General features: G+C 61.6%; 20 protein-coding genes and 3 pseudogenes. 12 read left to right on the top strand and 11 right to left on the bottom strand.

The annotated features are described in order from the left end of the window. Positions 1–284: transposase (locus tag BSG20_RS05345; RefSeq protein ID WP_143147461.1), on the top strand; the 284-nt coding region annotated here is incomplete at its 5' end. A gap of 336 nt (positions 285–620) precedes the next feature. Here the strand turns inward: BSG20_RS05345 and BSG20_RS05350 are convergent. Both BSG20_RS05350 and BSG20_RS05355 read right to left on the bottom strand, forming a co-directional pair. Beyond that, a complete protein-coding gene (locus BSG20_RS05350) occupies positions 621–1,421 on the bottom strand; it encodes a COG3904 family protein (RefSeq protein WP_072372024.1) in 801 nt (266 codons plus the stop codon). Then, positions 1,418–2,719 (bottom strand): hypothetical protein, encoded by a 1,302-nt coding sequence (locus BSG20_RS05355; protein WP_072372027.1) that lies wholly within the window; start codon positions 2,717–2,719, stop codon positions 1,418–1,420. The genes BSG20_RS05350 and BSG20_RS05355 overlap by 4 nt, the downstream gene beginning before the upstream one ends. A 135-nt stretch (positions 2,720–2,854) precedes the next feature. Here BSG20_RS05355 and BSG20_RS36310 point away from each other — a divergent pair, with 135 nt between their 5' ends. The 3 genes from BSG20_RS36310 (at position 2,855) to BSG20_RS05375 (ending at position 5,654) form a co-directional block, all read left to right on the top strand. Next, a complete protein-coding gene (locus BSG20_RS36310) occupies positions 2,855–3,091 on the top strand; it encodes a hypothetical protein (RefSeq protein ID WP_167371541.1) in 237 nt (78 codons plus the stop codon). 999 nt (positions 3,092–4,090) lie between these two features. Then, a complete protein-coding gene (locus BSG20_RS05370) occupies positions 4,091–4,693 on the top strand; it encodes a superoxide dismutase (RefSeq protein ID WP_037117267.1) in 603 nt (200 codons plus the stop codon). A gap of 106 nt (positions 4,694–4,799) precedes the next feature. Continuing rightward, a complete protein-coding gene (locus BSG20_RS05375; RefSeq protein WP_072372033.1) occupies positions 4,800–5,654 on the top strand; it encodes a metallophosphoesterase in 855 nt (284 codons plus the stop codon). 150 nt (positions 5,655–5,804) lie between these two features. Here BSG20_RS05375 and BSG20_RS05380 read toward each other — a convergent pair. The 3 genes and pseudogenes from BSG20_RS05380 to BSG20_RS37235 all read right to left on the bottom strand — a co-directional run. Continuing rightward, positions 5,805–6,999: pseudogene (locus BSG20_RS05380) on the bottom strand (TCR/Tet family MFS transporter). Positions 7,000–7,568: 569 nt separating this feature from the next. Continuing rightward, positions 7,569–8,042 (bottom strand): VOC family protein, encoded by a 474-nt coding sequence (locus BSG20_RS05385; RefSeq protein ID WP_072372164.1) that lies wholly within the window; start codon positions 8,040–8,042, stop codon positions 7,569–7,571. Between the two features lie 175 nt (positions 8,043–8,217). Further along, positions 8,218–8,664 (bottom strand): annotated as a pseudogene (locus tag BSG20_RS37235) (helix-turn-helix domain-containing protein); the annotation flags it as partial. Here BSG20_RS37235 and BSG20_RS37240 point away from each other — a divergent pair. Continuing rightward, positions 8,651–8,737 (top strand): annotated as a pseudogene (locus tag BSG20_RS37240) (3-oxoacyl-ACP reductase); the annotation flags it as partial. The pseudogenes BSG20_RS37235 and BSG20_RS37240 sit on opposite strands and share 14 nt — an antisense overlap. Positions 8,738–8,852: 115 nt before the next feature. Here the strand turns inward: BSG20_RS37240 and BSG20_RS05395 are convergent. Next, positions 8,853–9,554: a helix-turn-helix transcriptional regulator gene (locus BSG20_RS05395; RefSeq protein WP_072372036.1), complete on the bottom strand. Its 702-nt coding sequence runs from the start codon at positions 9,552–9,554 to the stop codon at positions 8,853–8,855. Positions 9,555–9,683: 129 nt separating this feature from the next. On the opposite strand from BSG20_RS05395, the gene BSG20_RS05400 reads away from it, so the two are divergent. From BSG20_RS05400 to BSG20_RS05415, 4 genes are all read left to right on the top strand, one after another. Next, positions 9,684–10,322 (top strand): LysE family translocator, encoded by a 639-nt coding sequence (locus BSG20_RS05400; RefSeq protein ID WP_072372039.1) that lies wholly within the window; start codon positions 9,684–9,686, stop codon positions 10,320–10,322. Between the two features lie 157 nt (positions 10,323–10,479). Then, positions 10,480–10,929 carry a c-type cytochrome gene (locus BSG20_RS05405; RefSeq protein ID WP_072372042.1) on the top strand — a complete coding sequence of 150 codons (450 nt, stop codon included), beginning with the start codon at positions 10,480–10,482 and terminating at the stop codon, positions 10,927–10,929. Between the two features lie 97 nt (positions 10,930–11,026). Then, positions 11,027–11,944 (top strand): c-type cytochrome, encoded by a 918-nt coding sequence (locus tag BSG20_RS05410; protein ID WP_072372045.1) that lies wholly within the window; start codon positions 11,027–11,029, stop codon positions 11,942–11,944. A gap of 132 nt (positions 11,945–12,076) precedes the next feature. Beyond that, on the top strand, positions 12,077–13,042 hold the full coding sequence (locus BSG20_RS05415; RefSeq protein WP_072372048.1) for a phytanoyl-CoA dioxygenase family protein: 966 nt from the start codon (positions 12,077–12,079) through the stop codon (positions 13,040–13,042). A 138-nt stretch (positions 13,043–13,180) separates the two neighbouring features. On the opposite strand, the gene BSG20_RS05420 is transcribed toward BSG20_RS05415, so the two are convergent. Both BSG20_RS05420 and BSG20_RS05425 read right to left on the bottom strand, forming a co-directional pair. Continuing rightward, the gene (locus tag BSG20_RS05420; RefSeq protein WP_072372051.1) at positions 13,181–13,759 is read right to left on the bottom strand and encodes a type 1 glutamine amidotransferase family protein; all 579 of its coding nucleotides are present in this window, start codon (positions 13,757–13,759) and stop codon (positions 13,181–13,183) included. 40 nt (positions 13,760–13,799) lie between these two features. Continuing rightward, positions 13,800–14,294: a GNAT family N-acetyltransferase gene (locus BSG20_RS05425; protein ID WP_072372053.1), complete on the bottom strand. Its 495-nt coding sequence runs from the start codon at positions 14,292–14,294 to the stop codon at positions 13,800–13,802. Positions 14,295–14,637: 343 nt separating this feature from the next. On the opposite strand from BSG20_RS05425, the gene dmeR reads away from it, so the two are divergent. The 3 genes from dmeR to bla all read left to right on the top strand — a co-directional run bounded on the left by dmeR (position 14,638) and on the right by bla (position 16,878). After that, positions 14,638–14,910, top strand: a complete 273-nt coding sequence (gene dmeR / locus BSG20_RS05430) for a Ni(II)/Co(II)-sensing transcriptional repressor DmeR (RefSeq protein ID WP_024313816.1) — start codon at positions 14,638–14,640, stop codon at positions 14,908–14,910. A 24-nt stretch (positions 14,911–14,934) separates the two neighbouring features. After that, on the top strand, positions 14,935–15,921 hold the full coding sequence (dmeF, locus tag BSG20_RS05435; protein WP_072372056.1) for a CDF family Co(II)/Ni(II) efflux transporter DmeF: 987 nt from the start codon (positions 14,935–14,937) through the stop codon (positions 15,919–15,921). 66 nt (positions 15,922–15,987) lie between these two features. After that, complete coding sequence (bla, locus tag BSG20_RS05440) at positions 15,988–16,878, top strand: class A beta-lactamase (protein WP_072372058.1); 891 nt, start codon at positions 15,988–15,990, stop codon at positions 16,876–16,878. A gap of 72 nt (positions 16,879–16,950) precedes the next feature. Here bla and BSG20_RS05445 read toward each other — a convergent pair whose 3' ends face one another. The 3 genes from BSG20_RS05445 to BSG20_RS05455 form a co-directional block, all read right to left on the bottom strand. Beyond that, positions 16,951–17,409, bottom strand: coding sequence for a hypothetical protein (locus BSG20_RS05445; RefSeq protein ID WP_072372061.1), 459 nt, complete (start codon positions 17,407–17,409; stop codon positions 16,951–16,953). A gap of 111 nt (positions 17,410–17,520) precedes the next feature. Next, a complete protein-coding gene (locus tag BSG20_RS05450; RefSeq protein WP_072372064.1) occupies positions 17,521–19,860 on the bottom strand; it encodes a glucose/quinate/shikimate family membrane-bound PQQ-dependent dehydrogenase in 2,340 nt (779 codons plus the stop codon). 134 nt (positions 19,861–19,994) lie between these two features. Next, entirely contained in the window at positions 19,995–21,497 is a 1,503-nt protein-coding gene (locus BSG20_RS05455) for a protein adenylyltransferase SelO (protein ID WP_072372067.1), read from the bottom strand. Positions 21,498–21,697: the final 200 nt, after the last annotated feature.

Consider the following 21,697-nt stretch of genomic DNA (forward strand, 5'->3'; position numbering starts at 1 on the left):
ATATGGGGGCTTACCTCGGCTTGGTACCCAGACGCTATCAATCCGGCGAGATCGACTATTCCGGCTCCATCTCCAAATGCGGCGACAAGCGTGTGCGCACACTGCTCTACGAGGCCGCTAACGTCATGCTGACGCGCTGGAAGCAGCCGCTCAAGCTGAAGGATTGGGCGTTGGCTATCGCTCGGCGCTCGACCATGCGCAAGGCCCGAGTCGCGCTTGCTCGGCGCCTCGCGATCATCATGCATGCCATGCTGCGCAATGGCACCACATTCAAACCGGCCTGACGATCAGCAGACAGAAGGCCGAAACGAGCCCCCGAGCGGGAGCGCCCCAGGGAGGGAGTGGTAGACGGCGCCGATTCTGTAGCATGCGGCCATTCAATGGCTGGCTGCGATTTCAACCAAGCCGCTTCACACCCAGCCGACCCCATCGAGTGCCTCGAGCACGTAGAGAACACAGGCATCCTGAAAGGCCTCAATTTCGCTCAAAGCGGAGCTCTCGTACTTGACCAATTAGAGAACGATATCGGCAAAGCTGTCCTTGGTGACATCTTGGTGACGAGAGTAAATTGCGACTGTGATCTCAAAGATCGCGCCGCGCTTTGGGCTTGGCCCGCTCATCTATTTCGCTTTCTTGGCCACCGCGGCTGGGGGCGCAACGAGCGCGAATTCCTTCATTTCATCAGGGGAAAGATAGTAGAGCCTGTCGGGCGGGGTCTCCATGGCGTGGATCCAGAGCCCCGGTTTGATTCCCATTTCGTCGAGATGGCGGGTCACGTCGGCGGTGGTGCGTTGTGCTTCCGACATGGCAAGTTCGGGCGAAAGCTTCTCCTTGGTGCCGTTGAAAACCTGATGCACGCCGAGAACGGCATCCTTGTCCGCCGTGCGCACGACGCCGCCTGCCATGACGATCGGGCAGGAGGAAACGCAAAGCGCGCCGCCGGCAACGCTGGTCGCTATCTTGCGTTCGCGGATGAGCTTAGAGATCGCCAGCGCGTCGCCGACCGATCCCCCCGGCGAGTCGAGCGAGACTGTTTTGACATATTCGCCACGGGTTTCGATCTCGGTCTGGAAGCGTGTGGCCGCACCCACCTCGATCGTGCCTTGTGCGAGCAGCACGCCGCCTGGCTGCAGATCGAAGCGGATCGCCTTCTTCAGGAGCGCTGGGTCGGTCTTCACCTCGACCGGCGCGCCCTGTGGTTTGCCTTCCGTCAGTGCCGGCGGCAGCACGGGCGGGGCGTTCGGCATCATCGGATCGAAGGCTGGAATATCCGGACTGGCAGAGCTGATTTCATGCCAGTCGATGACTACGAAGACCGCGGCCGCGGCGAGGAGGGCATGGAAGGCATGACGCATCAGCGTGCCGTCATCGGCAGAAAGCACGTAGTCCTTCAACCGTTGCCCCGCCGTTTCCAGTCTCATGCCGGCGGCCCTTTGCGTGGTCCCTTGCCGGAAAGATCGAAGCTCGCAATGTTCGACTGATCGGCCGCTTCGGTGCGCTCCGCGGCATCCATGGCGGCTTCGATGTCGACGCCATGCCGCTGGATTTCACGTCGCACTTCCAGCGCCTGCAGAAGCTCGGCCGCAGTGATCCGTTCGGCAAAGGGCAAGCGCTGCTCCTGGCGGCGCAGCGTCGAATGGACGATCGACAGCATGAAGATCAGCACCGCAGGCAGGATATCGATCGAGATGGCTCCGGCCCAGCTTGGGATGAAATCACCGGCATAGCGCAGCACGGCTTCCGCAGAGGAGAGCGGCACGAAACGGCGCTCGGCCACCGGTTTGCGCTCGAGGATCTGGTCGGCCGCCTGCGATAGTACCTTGGATTGCGCGGCGACAGACGATCGAATCGTTTCCATGACCTGATCCTGCCTTGTGGCAAGGTCGGCCTCGCGTCCATCCGCCACCGGGGCGATGAAGCCGAGCGACAGGTCCTCCGCCGCGCGCTTCACCGACGGCGCTATCGACGTCTGCTCCAGCGAGGTGATGACACCGGAAAGCCCAACGACTTCGGCCGAGAATTGATCGGCGCGCGGGTTGATCGCACCCGGCGCGGAAACCAGCGTGCGCATGGTCTCGAGATGCTTCCGCCCCTCGTCGAACAGTGTCGTCACGCGCTCGCGTGACGCGTTGATGCCATTCTCCAGCTCGGTCAGCTGCGAGGCCATCTGCGACAGAAGCTGGACGACGCTGCCGGCCCCGGTCGTTCCGGTCAGCGCGCCCGTCTCCCGCTCCTGGTCGGCAAGGCGCTGGAATCGTTCCTGTGTGCGCTGGATGTCGGGAAGTAGGCTTTGCGCGGCGAGTGCATTCTGGTGTGCCTGGTCGAGATCAGCCGTGTAGTCCTCCAGCGTTTCGGCCAGATGCTGTTCGAGCGCCGCCGAGCCCGCCAGTGCGGCCGCGTTCAGCCAGCTCGACATGGCGATGATCATCGCGCAGCCGAGTGCCATGACGCCGAGCATCGCGGTGCGTCCGGCCGTCCCCGTCACATGCGGATAGAAGCGAGCCATGTAGGTCCAGAAGGCGTAGATCGCCACCGAAACGGCGCTGGAATAGATGAGCGCTGCGAAGAAGACTGCCGTTGCCGAGCCGTCGAGGATGCTTCGCACCCCAAGGTAGGTGTAAACGCCGGAGGCGAGCGCCAGGATCGCGAACGCGAAACGGGTCATGGTCTCGACGGCTTCGACGCCGTCCTGCAAGCGATGCGATGTGCCGAGCGCCATAGTCTCCTCCGGGCTAGCCCCTTAAGAAACCACTACAATACAGGCAAAAGCAAGGTTTGGCATCGGGCAGGCCGACGGCGCCAAATCTGATCTCGTTCGGCCGCTTATTCGGCCGGCGTAATGTGAGCAGATTTAGTGTCGAAACCCGCTCCGCGCAGCGACTTCTGCGAGATGTCGATCATCGGCGTGAAGCTCGCAGCCCGCATGCCGACCTCGTCGCGCTCATCGAGGGTAGCTGCCGGCGCCATGCCGCCCGACCGCTCGCTGCGCGCGACTTCCAACTGGCCGGTCAGGATGGCACGCTCGGCCCGCAGCTGCCGGATTTCCGACTTGGCGATCTCCAGGCTGGTGCGCAGCTGGCCGATTTCGTAGCGATGCGCGTGTCGATATCGCGACGCGGCGCATCGGCATCGCGGCGTGCGCGCAGGCTCTCGGCTTCACGCAGCTTCAGCGCGCCGCCTGCTTGCACTTGCCTTCACCTCGGTCGCGAACTCCCGCCAGGCATCGCCTGACGAGGTGTGGCCGCTCCTGCCGCTGCCAATTGTGCGTTTGTCGGTAGCAAATGCCACCATAGTCACACTACTAGAAATTGAACGGCAACTTTGCTACAAAGGCAGCCTCGGGAGGCATGGAAGTTACACGCCTGGAAGTGAGCGCGGAACTCTGTGCTCCGAGGGGCGGAATGTTCGTTTGGAGGCGTCGATGCATTTCACACCTTCAATAGCGTCCATGGTATCCGTCGCAGCGATATCGGTCGGCCTTTTCGCACAGAGCGATGCCCACCAATCCGACAGCGGTTGGACATACCCCCCATCGTGCTGCACCGGTAAAGACTTCGGTGGAGACTGCCGGGCCGTACCCAGATCTCAGGTGAGGAAAGGACCCAACGGATTCTCTGTTATCCTTCATCCGGGGGACCATCACCTGGTGACGAGAAACCAGTTGTTCCTGATCCGTTATGGAGATGAGTTACGATCTGGAGACGGTGAATTTCACATCTGCCTTCAGCCAACCGATGACCCCACTGAGGCGGATGGGATAGGACGGGGTGGACGGTATCATATGACCTGCTTTTTTGCGCCTCCTGACGGCGTTTGATCACCAAGTGGGCTTTTGGGGACAGTTGCTGAAAATAGCGCAATTTTGCAGAAGCGGATTTTATTCCTCTCCATCCGAAAGGCCCCGGCTCCTGCTGTTGCGAAACGCGCCCATGATCAGCGATTTAGGGCCGGAAAGCCAAGTGCTTGGTAGAGGCAATTTTTCCTCTCGGCCGATCTTTTTTGATATTTCGCTGGTTGCCTCTCCATGCTTGCGCTCCTATGTTCCGCCTCACCTGCCGATTACGCAAACTATTGCCAAAGGAGACCCGCAATGGCTTTCGAATTGCCCGAACTTCCCTATGACTACGAAGCGCTTCAGCCCTTTATGTCGAAGGAAACCCTGGAATTCCATCACGACAAGCACCACAAGGCCTACGTCGACAACGGCAACAAGCTCGCGGCAGAAGCAGGCCTTTCCGACCTCTCGCTCGAAGACGTGGTGAAGAAGTCGTTCGGCACCAATGCCGGGCTCTTCAACAATGCTGCCCAGCATTACAACCACGTCCACTTCTGGAAGTGGATGAAGAAGGGCGGCGGCGGCAACAAGCTGCCGAGCAAGCTCGAAGCTGCCATCAGTTCCGATCTCGGCGGCTACGACAAGTTCAAGGCCGATTTCATTGCCGCAGGCACGACTCAGTTCGGGTCCGGCTGGGCATGGGTTTCCGTCAAGAACGGCAAGCTCGAAATCTCCAAGACCCCGAACGGCGAAAACCCGCTCGTACACGGCGCAACCCCGATCCTCGGCGTCGACGTATGGGAACACTCCTATTACATCGATTACCGCAACGCGCGTCCGAAGTACCTCGAAGCCTTCGTCGACAGCCTGATCAACTGGGATTACGTCCTGGAGCGCTACGAAGCGGCTGCGAAGTAAGCAGCTCGCAAGAACGAGATGTCAGCACCCGGCGCCTAGAAACGCCGGGTGTTTTCGTTTCGATGACCGTCACAAGCTTGTCATGCGGCGCGCCTAAAGCGCTGCCATGACATCCTTTTCCGATTTCCCAAGTCTCCGCTTCGGCATCGTCGCAGACCCGCAGTATGCCGCAAGGGCGCCGCATGTCGGGATGAACCGCCACTATGCCAAAAGCCTCGCCAAGCTCGCAGAGGCAATCGAGGTCTTCAATCGTGAGGATCTGAGCTTCGTCATCACGCTCGGCGATATCATTGACCGTGATTTCGAGAGCTTCGACGATATCCTTCCCGTCTACGATAGCCTGAGGCACGAGAATTTCTTCCTGCTCGGCAACCATGATTTTTCCGTCGCACCGGATCGATTGGTCGATGTCGCTAAGCGTGTCGGCCTGACCTCGCCGTGCTACAGCTTCGTCCGACACGGCTGGCGGTTCATTGGCCTCAATGGCAACGAGGTCAGCACCTTTGCGCCACCGGAAGGGCATCCCTATCGAGACATCGCGGCCCGCCGCCTTGCTGAGCTCAGGGCTGCAGACGCCATCAACGCGCAGGAATGGAACGCCATGCCGAGCGAGAAGCAGTTCGCCTGGCTTTCCGACCAGATCAAGGACGCCGGCGCCACGGGCGAGCGCGTCATCGTCATGAACCATTATCCGGTCTATCCGCCGAACGAGCACGACAGCTGGGATCGCGAGCGCATCGTCACGCTTCTGACGGCGCATGACAACGTCGCCGCCTACTTCAGCGGCCACAACCATGCAGGCAATTTCGGCACGCTCGACGGATGCCACTTCCTGAATTTCAAAGGCATGGTCGATACCGAGACCGAGAATACCTTCGCCATCGTGGAGATCTGGGCCGACCGCATGGAAGTCCGCGGCTTCGGACGCGAAGACAGCCGGACGCTGAAGCTCCGGCGCTAGGTCGTGATGATTTTGGTCCGAAGCCACCAACGTGTTTCACACTCCGCGTAAAAAGGGGGCAAGCCGATTGTTCCCTAGCGATCGGCAGCTTTGCGCCGTCAATGCAGCCCCATGTGAGGCGTCGCAAGGTACGTTTCGCGCCCGCTCCGGCTAGCCCGGTGGCACCGGCGCCGGGGTTTTCAACCGCAAGCCGAGGACCAAGGGCACGCCGGTCGCGTAAACGACGACGACCGATAGCCAGATCGCGCCGGGCCATTGTTGCCTGACGACGAAATAGAAGCTCGAGAACGCGAGCGGAGCCACAATCGAGGCCAGACTCACCGCGGACGCCAGCACGCCTTGGAACTGGCCTTGCTGGCTCTCATCGACCTGCCGGGTCGCCAGAGACTGCAAAGCCGGCACGCCGATGCCGCCGAGGGTGAAAACCGGCATGATCGCGAAGATCATCCAGCTCTGGGTAGCGAAGGCCATGACGATCAGAGCAATGCACGCTCCGGCGATGCCCGTCAGAATGGCTGCACGCTCGCCGAGCAGCTTCACCGCCGGCCCCGGAAGGAAAGCCTGGGCGAGGGTCTGGCAGACACCGAAGGTGCCGAGCGAGAAGGCCAGTCCAAAGCCCGTTCCACTGGAAGGTGTCGCTCCCCCAGAGGGCCCAGCAGGTGCCGTATGCCTCGCCTGTGGCGCTGAAAATCAAAAAGACGATGATGATGGGCAGCAAGCTCTTCACCGAGAACACCCAACGCAGCGGCCGAAGGGGGTTCAACGCCGACAGGTCGATTTTCTCCCGGCTGGGTGTGCGTGTCTCCGACAGGATGAAGAACGCCAGCAGGAGATTGCAGGCGTTCAGCAAGGCCGCCGCGATGAAGGGCAGTCGCAGCCAGTCATCACCAAGGGCGCCGCCGAGGACGGGGCCGATGATGAAGCCTATGCCGAACATGGCGTTGAACAGGCCAAAGCGGCGGGCGCGCTTTTCCTCGGGGGAAATGTCGGTGATGTAGGCGCTCGCCACGGAGATGTTGGCACTCGTCAGGCCGGCGATGGCGCGGCCGAGCAGCAGCATCCAGAGATTGGGTGCAAAAGCCAGAAACAGGTAGTTGATGGCTGCGCCCCCGAGTGAAATCAGCAGCACGGGCCGACGGCCCAGCCGATCGCTGAGGGCACCGAGCACCGGCGCAAAAATAAACTGCATGACCGCGTAGAGGGCGGTCATTGTGCCGATGTAGGGCGCCACGTCTTCAGCGTGGGTGACCTCCTGCAGCAACGAGGGCAGAATCGGAAAGATGAGGCCGATGCCCACGGCATCGAGGACAATGGCGGTGAAAATAACAATGAGGGGTCTGTTCATAGTGCGTTCCGATCGACGCAAGCATGCAGCGCTGCTAGGCGCCAATGGCTTGCGATTGGGCCTGACGGTGCGTCAGGGGTTTTGTTCTCGTGGAAACGCTGGCCGATCCATGCTCGAAAGCGCATGGATCGCTTGTACTCGACCGCCTAGACGACATTTCGTCCACCTGTTTACTCCGCCACTGAGCGGATCAAGGGAGGCGGTCGCTTTTCGCGACGATGGCCACCTACACCAGGCGACTGTGCGCGACAAGTCCCTTTCTTGCCGATGATGAATGACTGGCAAGCGCCATAGACGTGGTCCTTGCCATAGCCGCGCCGTCAGGCCGGCGTCCTTGGCCTCGTTCTCGATCGGAAAGAGCTTGTGTCCGGCCTGGTTGCGGTCGGTCCCGCAATGCGCGACCATGACCTGGGAGTCCCCCGGCGGCGCTAGCTGACGCGAGGTGGTACCTTTGTGCGTGAGGTTGGAGTTGCATTTGGCGGAGAGCCGCCATGTGCCGGCGGCGCCATGTCTTGCGCCAGTTGCGGTCGCTCTGGCAGAGAAAAATTGCCGCGCGATGCGATGGTGCCTCAGCCACGCCGGGCGGCTTCGATCACCCCAACGTCGATCTTCCTCATGGTCATCATTGCGTCAAAGGCACGCTTTGCTTGATCACCGCCTGCCGCCAGCGCTTCGGTCAGTACGCGCGGTGTGATCTGCCAGGACAGACCCCACTTGTCTTTGCACCAGCCGCATTCACTTTCAAGGCCGCCATTGCCGACAATGGCATTCCAGTAGCGGTCGGTTTCTTCCTGATCGTCAGTTGCGATCTGAAATGAGAAGGCTTCGTTGTGTTTGAACGCGGAACCGCCGTTCAAGCCGATACAAGGAATACCCGCGACCGTGAATTCAACAACCAACACGTCTCCTTGCTTACCGTCCGGATAGTTTCCAGGTGCACGAATGACGGCACCCACGGCGCTGTCGGGAAAGGTTTCGGCATAGAAGCGGGCGGCAGCCTCAGCGTCTTTGTCGTACCATAGGCAGATCGTGTTCTTTGCCATTGTGCGGGTCCTTTCGCTCTTCATTTCCCATTTCTCCCTGAAATAAGGAGCAAACCGTCTTTCTCCAGCCCATATGAGCCATTTCACGCGGCCGATTGCCAAGTGCCTCTCATGGTCGAAGGGTCCCCCTTTGGGGCCACAGTTGCGATTGGACCCGGTCGCTTTCGGTATCGCTCTAAGCTGCCGTTACCATCGGCAGCTCTTTGCGGTCCATGGCATCGCGCTTCGGCGGCGTGCCGAACATGCGCGAATATTCGCGGCTGAACTGTGAGGCGCTTTCGTAGCCCTCCTGATAGGCGGCAGTGGCAACGCTCGCACCGTCCGAAACCATCAGTCGCCGCGCCTCCAGCGGTCGCAGGTTCTTCTGATACTGTAGCGGTGTCATGGCGGTCATCTGCTTGAAATGCTGGTGGAAGGAGGAGGCGCTCATGCGGGCGACGGACGCAAGTTGCTCGATGCGCACGGGCTCAGCGAAATTCTCGCGCAGTAGGTGGATGGCATCGGTCATGCGGCGGGCATGGCTGCCGGGTAGCGCAAGCTGGCTGACCTCGCCTGCATTCGGCCCCGTCAGCAGCCAATAGCAGATTTCGCGCATGATCGCCGGGTAGGGCCCGATGATTGCCTCGCTGCTCTCGGAGGACAACCGCTGGGTCAACGGCCAGCGCATCGAAGTCTCCGGCGGCACATACCTCTGACGCGCCAGACCAGGATGATTTTAGGTCGTTCGGCCTGAGATCTGAATCCTGATCTACATCAAAGAGCTAGAGCGGATTTCGGGCGAGAACCGCTTACACTTTTTTGCATCCCGCTTCAGGCGGTTGCGGCGGCCGGCGGGTTCAGCCACTCGCTCGTCCACAGCTGCCGCAACCGGTCGCCTTCGCCCCGGAAATAGGCGTCGACCGCCTCGCAGTTTTCCACCCGGTCGCTGCGGAAATTGCGGATCGCCTGGCGCAGCTCGCACCAAGCCACGATGTTGGCGGTTTGCGAATAATAGATGAGCGCGATCGGTCGGATCTTGCGTTCGGTCGCGCGGCCAAGTTCGTCACGATAGTCGAGCACCAGCTTCTGCTCGTCGCGGATGGCGCGGCGAACAAGACCAAGATCAAGGCCTGCCGGCGATTGGGCAACCGATCCCCAGGCATAGAGCGCCTTTCGTTCCATCGCCTGACGCAGCGGCGCCGGTACGGAGCCGGCGATCTTCTGGTTGACGCTCTTGGCCGCCCGCTTGAGTTCCTCGTCGCCGGTCCGGTCGAGCAGGGCCAGCGACAGGACGATTGCCTCCATTTCCTCGACCGAGAACATCAGCGGCGGCAGGTCGAAGCCGGGTCGCATGATGTAGCCGATGCCGCGACCTCCCTCGATCGGGACGCGCATCGCCTGCAAGGCGGCGATATCGCGATAGATCGAGCGTACGGTCACCTCAAGCGTCTCCGCCATGGCTGCCGCCGTCATCGGCTTGCTCGCCAGTCGCAGGATCTGGATGATCTCGAAAAGCCGCGAGGCCTTGCGCATTTTTCGCCTCCGTCGGTCCAGGCTCCTGACAATACACTGTCAGTTGGATCGTCGTATAGATCTCCCTATCAAATTGAAAATCAACAAGGTCCCGGAAATCGACCTTGACCTGGATAGCGAGAAACTGACATGACTTACAGCGAAAATCTCTGGCTCTATTTCACCCTCCTCTTCGGCATCATCATCGTTCCCGGCATGGACATGCTCTTCGTGCTGGCCAATTCGCTGACCGGCGGCAGGCGTACCGGCATTGCCGCGACTGCCGGCATCATGGCAGGCGGCGCAGTGCATTCGCTCTATGGCGCGATCGGCGTCGGCGTGCTTGCAATCCTCTTGCCGACGCTGTTCAACCCGCTGCTTTTTGCCGGTGCCGCCTACATGGCCTGGATCGGCTACACGCTGATGCGCAGTTCGATTACCGTCGATACCGTCGGCGCGGGCGGCCTGCGCTCGGGCTGGCGGGCCTTTCGCCAGGGTGCGGCGACCTGCCTGATGAATCCCAAGGCCTATCTCTTCATGATCGCCGTCTATCCGCAGTTCCTAAAGCCCATTTACGGGCCGATCTGGGCGCAGGGCCTCGTCATGGGCTTTATGACCATGGCGACCCAGGCTGCCGTCTACGGGACGTTGGCGCTGACGGCGGCGCGAAGCCGCAATTTGCTGGTGTCCAATCCCAAGGCGACGATCCTCGTCGGCCGGATCGCCGGCGGCCTCCTGATCGCTGTTTCGATCCTCACGGCATGGCACGGTTGGCGCGCGCCGTCGTGAGGCACTCGGTGTGAAACGATTTGGAAGTCTGCTTTTTCCTGAAATCCTTGAAATCTCACCCACTTGTTACTTTTGGAGGTGGAAAAATTTGCAATGATGCCGCGCGCCTAGCGAAGCGCCGGGCTTTGCGGACCTGTTATCAAAGAGGAGTGGAGACATGAGACTGAAAACGATAGCCGCGGCACTGCTCGTCGCCGGCCTGGGGGTCGTAGGCGTTGCCATTGCAGCCGACGACGGCACGCACGAAGCGCGTTCTGCGCTGATGAAGAAGGTCGGCGGCGCGGCAGGGGCGATGACAGCAATCGCCAAGGGCGAGAAGCCCTATGACGCAGAGGTGGTGAAGGCGGCGCTGATGACGATCTCGGAAACCGCAAAGGTTTTCCCGGATCAGTTTAAGGCTGGCACCGAAAAGGGGGATAAGGCGGCAAGTCCGAAGATTTGGGAAGATCACGCGGACTTCAAGGCCCGTGCAGCAAAGCTTTCAGCCGATGCCGACAAGGTCCTCGCCCAGCTTCCGGCTGACGCAGCCGGTGTCGGCGGCGCTTTAAAGACGCTTGGCGGCAACTGCGGCGGCTGTCATGAGAAGTTCCGCATAAAGACCGAATAGCGATCCTGGCATTTCAGTCAAGCGATCCGCGCCAGCCTTGTCGCTGGTGCGGATCGTTTTATGTTTTCAACAAAGCTATTGGCAACAGGAGCGGTGAATGTTCCGCAGGTTCGTCCGGTATTTGCTCTGTCTCGTCGGTGTGGTCGTCATTGGCGGAGCGGTCTTCTACTTCATCACCGCGCCCAATCCGCTTCCCGACAATCATTGGGCCAACCTTGGCGAACCCGATCTGAAGAACGGTGAAATGGTCTTCTGGACAGGTGGCTGTGTCAGCTGCCACGCTGCGCCGAGGTCGGAAGGCGACGCCAAGCTGACGCTCTCGGGCGGCCTGGCGTTGAAAAGTCCCTTCGGCACCTTCCACGTGCCCAACATATCGCCTGACGAGAAGGCCGGTGTCGGGACATGGACGTTGGCGCAGTTCGGCAATGCCATGAAGCGCGGCGTCGCGCCCAGCGGACAGCATCTCTACCCGTCCTTCCCCTACAATTCCTACGCCCGGATGAGCGACAAGGACGTCAACGATCTCTTCGGTTATCTGAAGACGCTGCCAAAGAGCGGCAACGTGGCCCCGCCGCACGAATTGCCTTTCCCATACAACATCCGGCTGGCGTTGGGCGGCTGGAAGTTCCTCTATTTCAACGACGAGCCACGTGTCGCGCTTGCGGCCAATGTCGACGACAAGATTAAGCGCGGGCAGTATCTGGTCGAAGGGCCTGGCCATTGTGGCGAATGCCACACGCCGCGCGATCGGCTCGGCGGGTTCGAGGGCGACAAATGGCTGGCGGGTGCGCCAAACCCGGAAGGTCGGGGCAGGATCCCCAATATCACGCCGGGTTCGAAAACCGTCGGCTCATGGAGCCAGGAGGATATCGCGAACTATCTGGAAACCGGCTTCACGCCCGACTTCGATACGGCGGGTGGCTCGATGGCGGATGTGCAGCGTAACCTCGCCCACCTGCCGAAGCCGGAACTCGAGGCGATCGCAGCCTACGTGAAGGCGGTTCCCAACCGCTAATATTAGCAATATCTCAAAAATGCCGCATTGCAGCACTCCACTGGGTCGTGCGCACTGAACGCCCAGTGGCGAACCCTTCCGAGGTTCGCTTTCCGAACGACGCCCATCATCGTCTTCTGAAAGGACAGCTGCATGCACATCACGTCGGCCAACCCTGCAGATGATCTCGAGTCCGTCGCCCGCAAGGGCGGCAAATTGCGGCGTATGGTGGTGCGGATACCGACTTACATTGCGGATATCCGCGAAAATCCTGCCTGGCTGCCGATGTTCCTGCTGGCGCGCACAATACCGGCGCGCAAGGCGCATTGGCTGACTGCACGACGCAGCAATGGCGCGATCGAGAATCTGCCGACGCTTTTCACGGGCGTGGATTATGGAAGCGCCGTCGCGGCGCTGAGGCGCGATGGGATATTTCCCAACCTGACGCTCCCCGAGGCGATCACCGGTGAAATCGCCAGCTTTGCAAGCGCAACCCCATGCTTCGGCAATTTCGATCGGCAAATCGAGTTTCGGGCGTCGGATCATCGCGACGCAGAGCAGCAATGGGGACGGCCGATCCTGAGCGGCCACCACTTCGAGCGGGCCCTTGATTGCCCCGCGGTTCGTGCGGTCCAGCGCGATCCGGTCCTGTCGGAAATCGCACGCTGCTATCTGGGTGCCCAAGCCCGCCTCATTACCACCCGCATCTGGTGGAGTTTTCCCACGAGGGCCGGCGAGGCCGACCGCAGCCTGGCGTCGCTGGACAAGTATCACTTCGATCTCGACGACTGGCGAATGCTGAAGTTCTTCTTCTATCTCGTCGACGTCGACGAAGACACCGGTCCGCATGTCTATGTCAGGGGTAGCCACAACAAGCGCCGCATCAAGCACCAATTGACCCTTCTAGTCGGCCATCCCGCGCATGAAATCCTGGATTTCTACGGGAAGGAGAGCGTGACGACGCTGACCGGCGCGGCAGGCTTCGGCTTCGTGGAAGATCCGTTCGGTTTTCATATGGGCACGGTCGCCAAGACGAAGCCTCGCCTGATGATGGAGGTGGGCTTTGGTGTTTCCAAGCCGTCGCGCCGCCGCTTCCACGGCGAGCCGGTGCTACGGTGAACTCAGCGCGGTCGGCGCCGCTAAAGCATGTCCCCCGAAAGTGGACACCGGTTTCGGGACAAAGACATGCGTGAGAACAAAAAATAAAGCACAAATCAACGAATCCAAACGATCGCGACGCGCCTCCGTTCGTTTAGATTAGGCCGCTTTCGGCTGGTGCTCGGCACCGAACATCAGCACGTACTGGTCCAGTTCGTCGCCGGCATGTCCAAGTGCGCGGTAGATTTCCGCCGCAAAGGTCATCGGTGCCGATCCGGCCGCCGTCACCAGCTTTCCGTCACGCACGGCCTGCGGGATATCCTTGTAACGGGAGTGGCCGGCGTAGCCGGGCGCACCTGCGATAAAATTGGCGGCATTGCTGGTATGGTCGATGGCATTCAGCGCTCCTGCGCGGGCAAGGGCCAGCGTTGCGCCGCAAATCCCGGCGACGAGCTTGTCGTGGGCGATAAAGTCGTCGATCACCTGTTTGAGGTCAGGCGCCTTCTCCGTTTCCCAGATCGTTCCGCCGCAAAGCACGAGGCCGTCGAAGGCGTTGGCATGCAGGTTTTCAGCCGCGGTATCGGCCGCGACGCGCATGCTGCCCATCGAGCGCACTTCCTCGCCTTCGGGTGTTGCAAACACCACGTCGAAGCCGAAGTAGGAGCGTGCGGAGGCCGTCAGTTGCGCGACCTCCCAGTCGGCGAATCCGTCGGTCAGCACGATTGCAAGTCGGGTCATCGGTTTCTCCTTGCCGAGCGTCCGCAGTGGCCAATGCCGCTCATGCTAAAGCCTGCATATAGCGCATGCCAGTAACCGGGCGAGGCACGAAGTCCATGTTCTCGTAGAAGCGATGGGCCTGCACGTTGCCGGTGGCAGCGCTGACCGAGAGATAGCCGCAGCCGGCGCTGCGAGCCGTCTCGCGGGCGCGGTTGACGAGATGCTGGCCGACGCCATGGCCGCGATGGCCGTCGCGCACGAAGAGATGGTGCAGATCCATGCCGCGCGCACCATCCTGCGCCCTGTAGAGCGGCACGAGGATCGCGTAGCCGATCAGGCCTTCGCCGGTCTCGGCAACGAGGGCGCTGATCCACGGCACGGGGCCGAAGAGGTCGCGCTCGAGCTGCTCCGGGCTCGAGGCGGAAGCATCGCCGTGGTGCTTGGCGAGCAGGGCGATCATTTCGGTGAGTTCGGGCAGATCGCGCGGCTTGGCGGCGCGGATATTGATCACCGGCGGGCGGATCAATGAGACTTCGCTGTCTTCGATTTCAACCATGGTCTTCGCGTCCTTTGTGGTTTTCTGCCGTCAGGACGCTGCCAATACAACAAAGCCGCCTGACGGCGGCTTGTTGACAATATGATCTGTCCAGCCGCCCCTTACAGGTACAGCCAAAAATACGTGCTGGTGATGTGCGCGTTCTTGATCATGTGTCGATAGATCGTCCAGAACGCGCCGTTTGTCAATGGGGTTTACGCGCGGGCGCCGGGAAGCGCGCAGCGTCCTTCGACGCAGCCGCCATCGACTGCTTTGCCGGTGGCATCGGAACCGCTTGCGCCAGCTACTTTTCATCAGCCTCGTATTAGTATAGGGTACCCCCCTATACTAAATGGATGAAGCCATGTCGCACACGACGCACCACAAGAAAAAGCTGATGGCCCGCGTCAGCCGCCTGAAAGGCCAGCTGGAGGCGGTCGAGCGAGCCCTGGAGGCAGAGCGGCCCTGTGGGGAGATTTTGCAACTGCTTGCCTCCATTCGCGGTGCGCTGAACGGTTTAACCGGGGAGGTGTTGGACGATCATCTCCACGAGCATGTCCTGCATGCCGCGGATGAGAAGGCACGGACGGAAGCGGTCGAGGAAATATCCGAAGTCCTGCGGACCTACATTCGCTGAGAAAGCCGACATGAGGAGCGTGCAATGACTGCACAGACGGAAACACTTAAGCACGACCACGTTTTCCTGGGCGCGGACCACGACCTCAACGCCCGCCGTGTCTGGTTCGTCATCGCCCTGACCGCCGTCATGATGGTGGTCGAGATCGGCGCCGGAACTTACTACGGTTCGATGGCGCTGGTCGCCGATGGCTGGCATATGTCGACCCATGCCAGCGCTCTGCTAATCTCTGCCGTTGCCTACCTCTATGCGCGCCGGCAGGCACACAATCCCTGCTTCACCTTCGGCACCGGCAAGCTCGGCGACCTCGCAGGCTTCGCCAGCGCCATCATCCTGGCGCTGATTGCGCTCTTGATGGCCTGGGAGAGCTTTCTGCGCATCACCCATCCCGTACCGATCAGCTTCGAGCAGGCGATCGGCGTCGCTGTCGTCGGCCTGCTGGTCAATCTGGCCAGCGCCTGGCTCCTAAAGGACGGCCATCACGGCCACGGCCACGGTCATTCCCACCATCACGAGCACCATCATCACCACGATCACGGCGATCATGACCAGCATGGCGACCATGCCCGTTCTGCACATGCCTCCGACAACAACATGCGCGCCGCCTATGTCCATGTCATTGCCGATGCGCTGACGTCGGTGCTCGCCATTGCCGCACTGTTGCTCGGCAGTCTTTATGGCTGGCTCTGGCTCGACCCGCTGATGGGCATCGTCGGCGGCCTGATCATTGCCCAATGGTCCTGGGGCCTGATGACGTCGTCGGGCCGCGTGCTGCTCGACGTTGTGCCGCGGGAGGTGGATCTGCAGCATGAGATTCGTTCGGCGCTGGAAACGGGTGGCGAGCGGATCACCGATCTTCACGTCTGGCAAGTCGGACCCGGCCATCATGCCGCGATCGTCGCACTCGTCGCGCCGCAGCCCGAAAGCCCGGCCTTCTACAAGGCGAAGCTCGAGCCTCTTGCAGGTCTTTCGCACGTCACGGTCGAGGTCTCAAAGCCAGCCGCCGCTTGACGCGACTCATCCGGGCCACAATCAGTCTCTAGCCCTGTCTCCATTGATTCAGGCAGAGGACTTTTCATGCGCGGCTTTTCAATCCGGCGCCGGACACTTCTTGGTTCGGCACTGCTTTCGCCCGCCTTGCTCCTGCCGCGTGTTGCGCGGTCGGACGACAGCGACGATGAAATCAATCGGCGGATCGGTGCACTCGAAAAGGCGATCGGTGGCCGTATCGGTGTATCCGCCATCGACACGCAGACCAACATTTCGTTCGGCTATCGCGAAACCGAGCGCTTTCCTCTCTGCAGCACGTTCAAGGTCCTGGCCGCGGGCCTTGTACTTGCGCGGGTAGACAAGGGACAGGACACTCTCGAGAGGCGCGTCGTCTACGACCAGGCCAAGCTTGTCACCTACTCGCCCGAGACGGAAAAGCACGTCGGCGGCGAGGGCATGAGCCTCAGTGAGCTCTGCGAAGCGGCGATCACGCTGAGCGACAATACGGCCGGCAACCTGCTTTTGGAAAGCTTCGGCGGCCCTCCCGAGCTCACCAAATGGCTGCGTACGCTGGGCGACCGTTCGACAAGGCTCGACCGCTGGGAAACGGCACTGAACGAAGCCAAGGACGGCGACCCGCAGGACACGACGACGCCCGATGCAATGGTCGACACGCTCGGCAACCTGGCGCTTGGCTCGGCGCTCTCGGAGCCGTCGCGCGACAAGCTGACGGAATGGATGGTGGCGAATACGACGGGCGGCGCGCGCCTGCGCGCCGGTCTTCCGGGCACCTGGAGGATTGGCGACAAGACCGGCACCGGAAACAATGGCAGCGCCGCCGATATCGCCCTCGTCTGGCCGCCCGGCCATGGCGCGATCCTCGTTGCAGCTTATGTGACGCAGGCCAGGGCGCCATTGTCCGAGATCAACCCGGTCTTCGCCGAGGTTGGCAGGATCGTGGCCGATATGGTCGGATAAAGCTTGTCCGTCAAAGAGATGCGACGGAAACGTAATTCTCCGTCGCATCGATCTGAATCAGTTTGTGAAGCCTCAGACGCTGATAGTCGCGTCGTCGCTCGGCTTGTCCTTGCTGTCGTCGTCGCCGGTCAGCTGTCGCTTCAGCTCGTCCGCGATCTGCTTTTCGATGGCCTCGCGCTCTTCAGGCGGCATTGCCTTGAGATCGTCCTCGGTCAGACCGAGCCGCTGGAGGATCTGGTCGCGAATGCGCTCTGCCGGCGTCTTGTTGGCGAGGTCCGTGAACTCGGAGACAACAGCGTCATGGCGCGCTTTCGCCGGATCCTCGGTGCCATCCATGGTCACCGTGCCGCTGCTCTGCAGCGCCCACATCATGCTGGAGATTGAGGTCGGCGTGCTGCTTGGCTGAAGTGCCGCGCCGCTTTGGCGAACGCTCATCTCGGCATCACTGGACTGTTGCTTGTTGCGCTGGCCGGACTGGCCGAAGAGGTTGGTCAATCCATAGGTGCTGGAAATGCTACTGCCTATCTTCACGAAAATTCTCCCTGAAACAATGCGCCGGAGAATGGCGTGCCAGACATGCCTGGAGCTTGCCTCCACGGGCTCGGACGGCGGCCGAGCGAGGCGGCCGTCCGTCTCCCGAGTTCAGGGCAGGGCGTAGCCGATCACGTAGTCGCCGGGCTTGGTGCCGATCGAGCCGTGTCCGCCGGCGACCATGACGACGAACTGTTTGTTGTCGCTGGTCGTATAGGTCATCGGTGTCGCCTGGCCGCCGGCCGGCAGGCGGGCTTGCCATAGCTGGTCGCCGTTCGTCACGTCATAGGCGCGCAGAAAGTTGTCGACCGCGGCCCCGAGGAAGGCAACGCCGCCTCTCGTCAGGATCGGCCCGCCGATGCCGGGAACGCCAACCTTGAAGGGCAACGGCAGCGGCGTCATATCGTAGGTGGTGCCGTTTCTGTGCTTGTAGGCGATCTTTCCGGTACGCAAGTCGGCGCCGGTGACATAGCCCCATGGCGGCGCCTGGCAGGGGATGCTCAACGGGCCGAGGAACGGTCCCATGAAGACGCCGTAGGGCGCACCGTCGTTGCGGTTGAGGCCCTGTTCGCTACCTTTCTCGTCCTGGCCTCTCGGCGGAATGTCGGCCGCCGGCACAAGTCGCGAGGTGAAGGCGAGATAGGTCGGCATGCCGAACATGATCTGCCGCTCGGGATCGACCGCCACGCTACCCCAGTTGAAGGTGCCGAAGTTGCCGGGGTAGATGATAGAGCCCACCAAAGACGGCGGGGTGTAGCGGCCTTCGTACTTGTAGCGGTGGAACTGGATGCGGCAGGCGAGCTGATCGAACAGCGAGATCCCCCACATGTCCTTTTCCTGCAGCGGCGGCGGCGAGAAGGTGAGGTCCGAGATCGGCTGCGTTGGCGACGTATGGTCTTCAGGGATCGCGCCGCCCGGCGCGGGCATCTCCCTGAACGGGATGATCGCCTCGCCGGTGCGCCGATCGAGCACATAGATGTCACCCTGCTTGGTCGGGGCAACGAGCGCCGGCACCGACGTTCGGTCGGTTTTCGTCATGTCGAACAGCACGGGTTGGGCGGGAACGTCCATGTCCCACAGGTCGTGGTGCACGAACTGCTGCACCCATTTCACTTGCCCGGTGGCGATGTCGAGCGCGACGATCGAGGAGGAGTATTTCTCGACATGGGCGCTGCGGTTCATGCCGAGCTGGTCGGGTACCTGGTTGCCGAGCGGGATGTAGACCATGCCTAGACCGTCATCGACACTGAAGACGGACCAGCTGTTCGGAGAGTTGGTGGTGTAGGTCTGGCCTTCGGGCAGCGGTGTGGTGACATCAGGATTGCCGGAATCCCAGTTCCAGATGAGCGCGCCGGTATTGATGTCGTATGCGCGGATAACGCCGGACTGCTCCTTTGTGGAATAGTTGTCGTTGACGGCGCCGCCGACGATCAGCTTGCCGGCGACCGCGACCGGCGGCGATGTCGAATAATAGTAGCCGGCTGGATTGTACTGCATGCCTTTTTCAAGATGCAGCACGCCATCTTCGGCAAAGCTCGTGCAGATCTGGCCATTTGCGGCATCGAGCGCAATCAGCCTAGCGTCGGAGGTCGGGAGAAACACGCGCTCGGCGCAGGCGGAGCCGGGGGCTGCGGCCGTGTCACGATAGTAGGTGACGCCGCGGCAGGTCTGATGCTGGCGGTTCGGGTTCATGCCGGAGTTGGAATCGTATTTCCATTTTTCCTTGCCAGTCTTGGCGTCGAGCGCGATTGCCCAATTGTGTGGCGTGCAGAGGTATAGCGTGTCGCCGACTTTCAGCGGCGTCACCTGATAGGTGGTTTCGCCGACGTCCTCGGGTCGTTTCACATCACCGCTCTGGTAGCGCCAGACCTCCTTGAGATCCTTGACGTTGCTGACATTGATCTGGTCAAGCGGCGAGTAGCGCTGGCCGAAGGGTGTGCGACCGTATTGATGCCATTCTTCGTCGGGCACAACGCCGCCGAAGGTCGCGGGGCTAGTTACGGCCTCAGTCGGCAAATTGCCCGTTATCCGGTGCGGATCGGTGGTCATCGAATAGCCGGCGATCGCGATCGCAATCACAACCGGTATGGCGAGCGGCCAGGGGTTTGCCCCATAGGTGATCCCGGTCGGGCTGAGAAAGCCGAGCGGCCGGCAGATCCAGGGCGTGAGCAACCACAAGCCGAGAAGAATGATCAGTCCGCCGCGCGGTCCAAGCTGCCACCAGTCGAAGCCGACTTCCCAGATCGCCCATGCCAGCGCCACAATGACGAGCGCCGCGTAGACCCACAAGGCGGCCGCTCGGCGCATCACAAGCAGGATGGCGGTCAGCAGGAACATGGCGCCTGCGAAGGCATAAAAGACGCTGCCGCCGAGCATGACGAGCCAAAGACCGCCGCCGCCGAGCGCAAGGCCAACCAGGATGAAAAGAATGGAAGTAATGACGATTGCCATATGGGAAGACTCCCGCTGAGGTTAGCCGGGTGCGATCAGAGCGCGAAAAATGTCCGCAAATCAGCGAGATAGGGCGGTCGCAACCGCCGTCAACTGCGACCATAGGTGTCAGGATTGAGAAGGTTCGCGCCTCATTACGTACCGCAGAAGGTCTGCAGCACGCGTTCCTCCGGCTTCGGCGGCTCCATGTAGGCCGCAAAGCCTGGTTGGTCGTCATAGGGCTTGGCGAGCACGGCAAGCAGCGCTTCGAACAGCGAAAAGTCCGCATCGTCGACCGCCGCATTGATGGCCTGCTCGATGCGGTGGTTGCGCGGAATGAAGGCGGGATTGACAGCGCGCATTGCCGCTGCGCGGTCGTCCTCGGTCCGGCCATCGTCACGCGTAAGGCGCTCGCGCCAGCCGGCGAGCCATTCGCGCGCCGCATCGGGTTCGCGGAACGTCGAGAGGAACAATGCCTCGCCATCTCCTGATCCTGAGGCGTCGGAGAGCCGGCGGAAGGCGAGGGTAAAGTCGGCCTGTTGCGCCTGCATCACGGCAAGCAGCGACTGAACGAGCTCCAGGTCGCCGTCCTCGACGGTCGCCAGGCCGATCTTCTCGCGCATGCCGCGCAGCCAATGGATCTGGAAGCGCTCGCCATATTGCTGGATCACGGTGTTGGCGAGCTCGACGGCCTTTTCCGCATCGGCATCGATGAGCGGCAACAGCGTTTCTCCGAGCCGCGCCAGGTTCCATTGGCCGATGCCCGGCTGATTGGCGTAGGCGTAGCGCCCGCGCTGGTCGATCGAGGAAAACACCGTGCCGGGATTGTAGGTGTCCATGAAGGCGCAGGGGCCGAAATCGATCGTCTCGCCCGAAATGGCCATGTTGTCGGTGTTCATCACGCCGTGGATGAAGCCAATATGCAGCCACCTGGCGATCAACGCCGCCTGACGCTCACAAGCGGCTTCGTAAAGGGCAATATAGGGGTTATCCCTGTCCTTGAGTTCCCGATAGTGCCGGTCGATCACATAGTCGGCGAGCGCCCGCACGCCGTCCGTATCGCCGCGAGCGGCGAAAAACTGGAAGGTGCCGACGCGGATATGGCTCGCCGCAACGCGGGTGAACACTGCGCCCGGCAGGATGCTCTCACGATAGACGGGCTGGCCGGTCGAAACTGCGGCAAGCGCTCGGGTCGCCGGTACGCCGAGCGCATACATCGCCTCGCTGACGATATATTCCCGAAGCACCGGTCCGAGTGCGGCGCGGCCATCGCCGCGGCGGGAGTAAGGCGTCTGGCCGGCGCCCTTCAGCTGGATATCACGGCGCTGACCGTTGTGGTCGATGACCTCGCCGAGCAGGATCGCCCGCCCGTCGCCGAGCAGCGGCACGAAGGAGCCGAACTGATGCCCGGCATAGGCCATCGCCAGCGGATCGGCGCCATCAGGCAGCAGGTTGCCCGAGAAGATCGCGGCGCCGTCGCGCCTGAGCATCTCGACATCGAGGCCGAGTTCGGCCGCGAGAGGCTCGTTCAGCTTGATCAGCCACGGCTCGGCCACCTGCGAGGGGACCTGGCGCGTGAAAAATTGCTGCGGCAACCGCGCATAGCTGTTGTCGAAGGTGAATGGCCGCGAGGTGGACGCGTTCTCAATGATCGTCATATGTTCTAGGTAGGGCTCCGGCATGCATGACGCAAGCGGCCAAGAGCCTTTGCCTTGGATGGAGCGGCCGGTGCGATGGTGGTCGCCGGTGCCGCCACAGCCGCTTCGTCCATCGCCACGCGCCGCGCGAAATCTCGCGCAAACGCACGCGCGATATCTCGCGCAAACGCAAATGCTGCATAGCGCCCAGCCATTCCCTG

Source organism: Rhizobium tibeticum, from assembly GCF_900110205.1.
GTDB classification, from domain to species: Bacteria; Pseudomonadota; Alphaproteobacteria; order Rhizobiales; family Rhizobiaceae; genus Rhizobium; species Rhizobium tibeticum.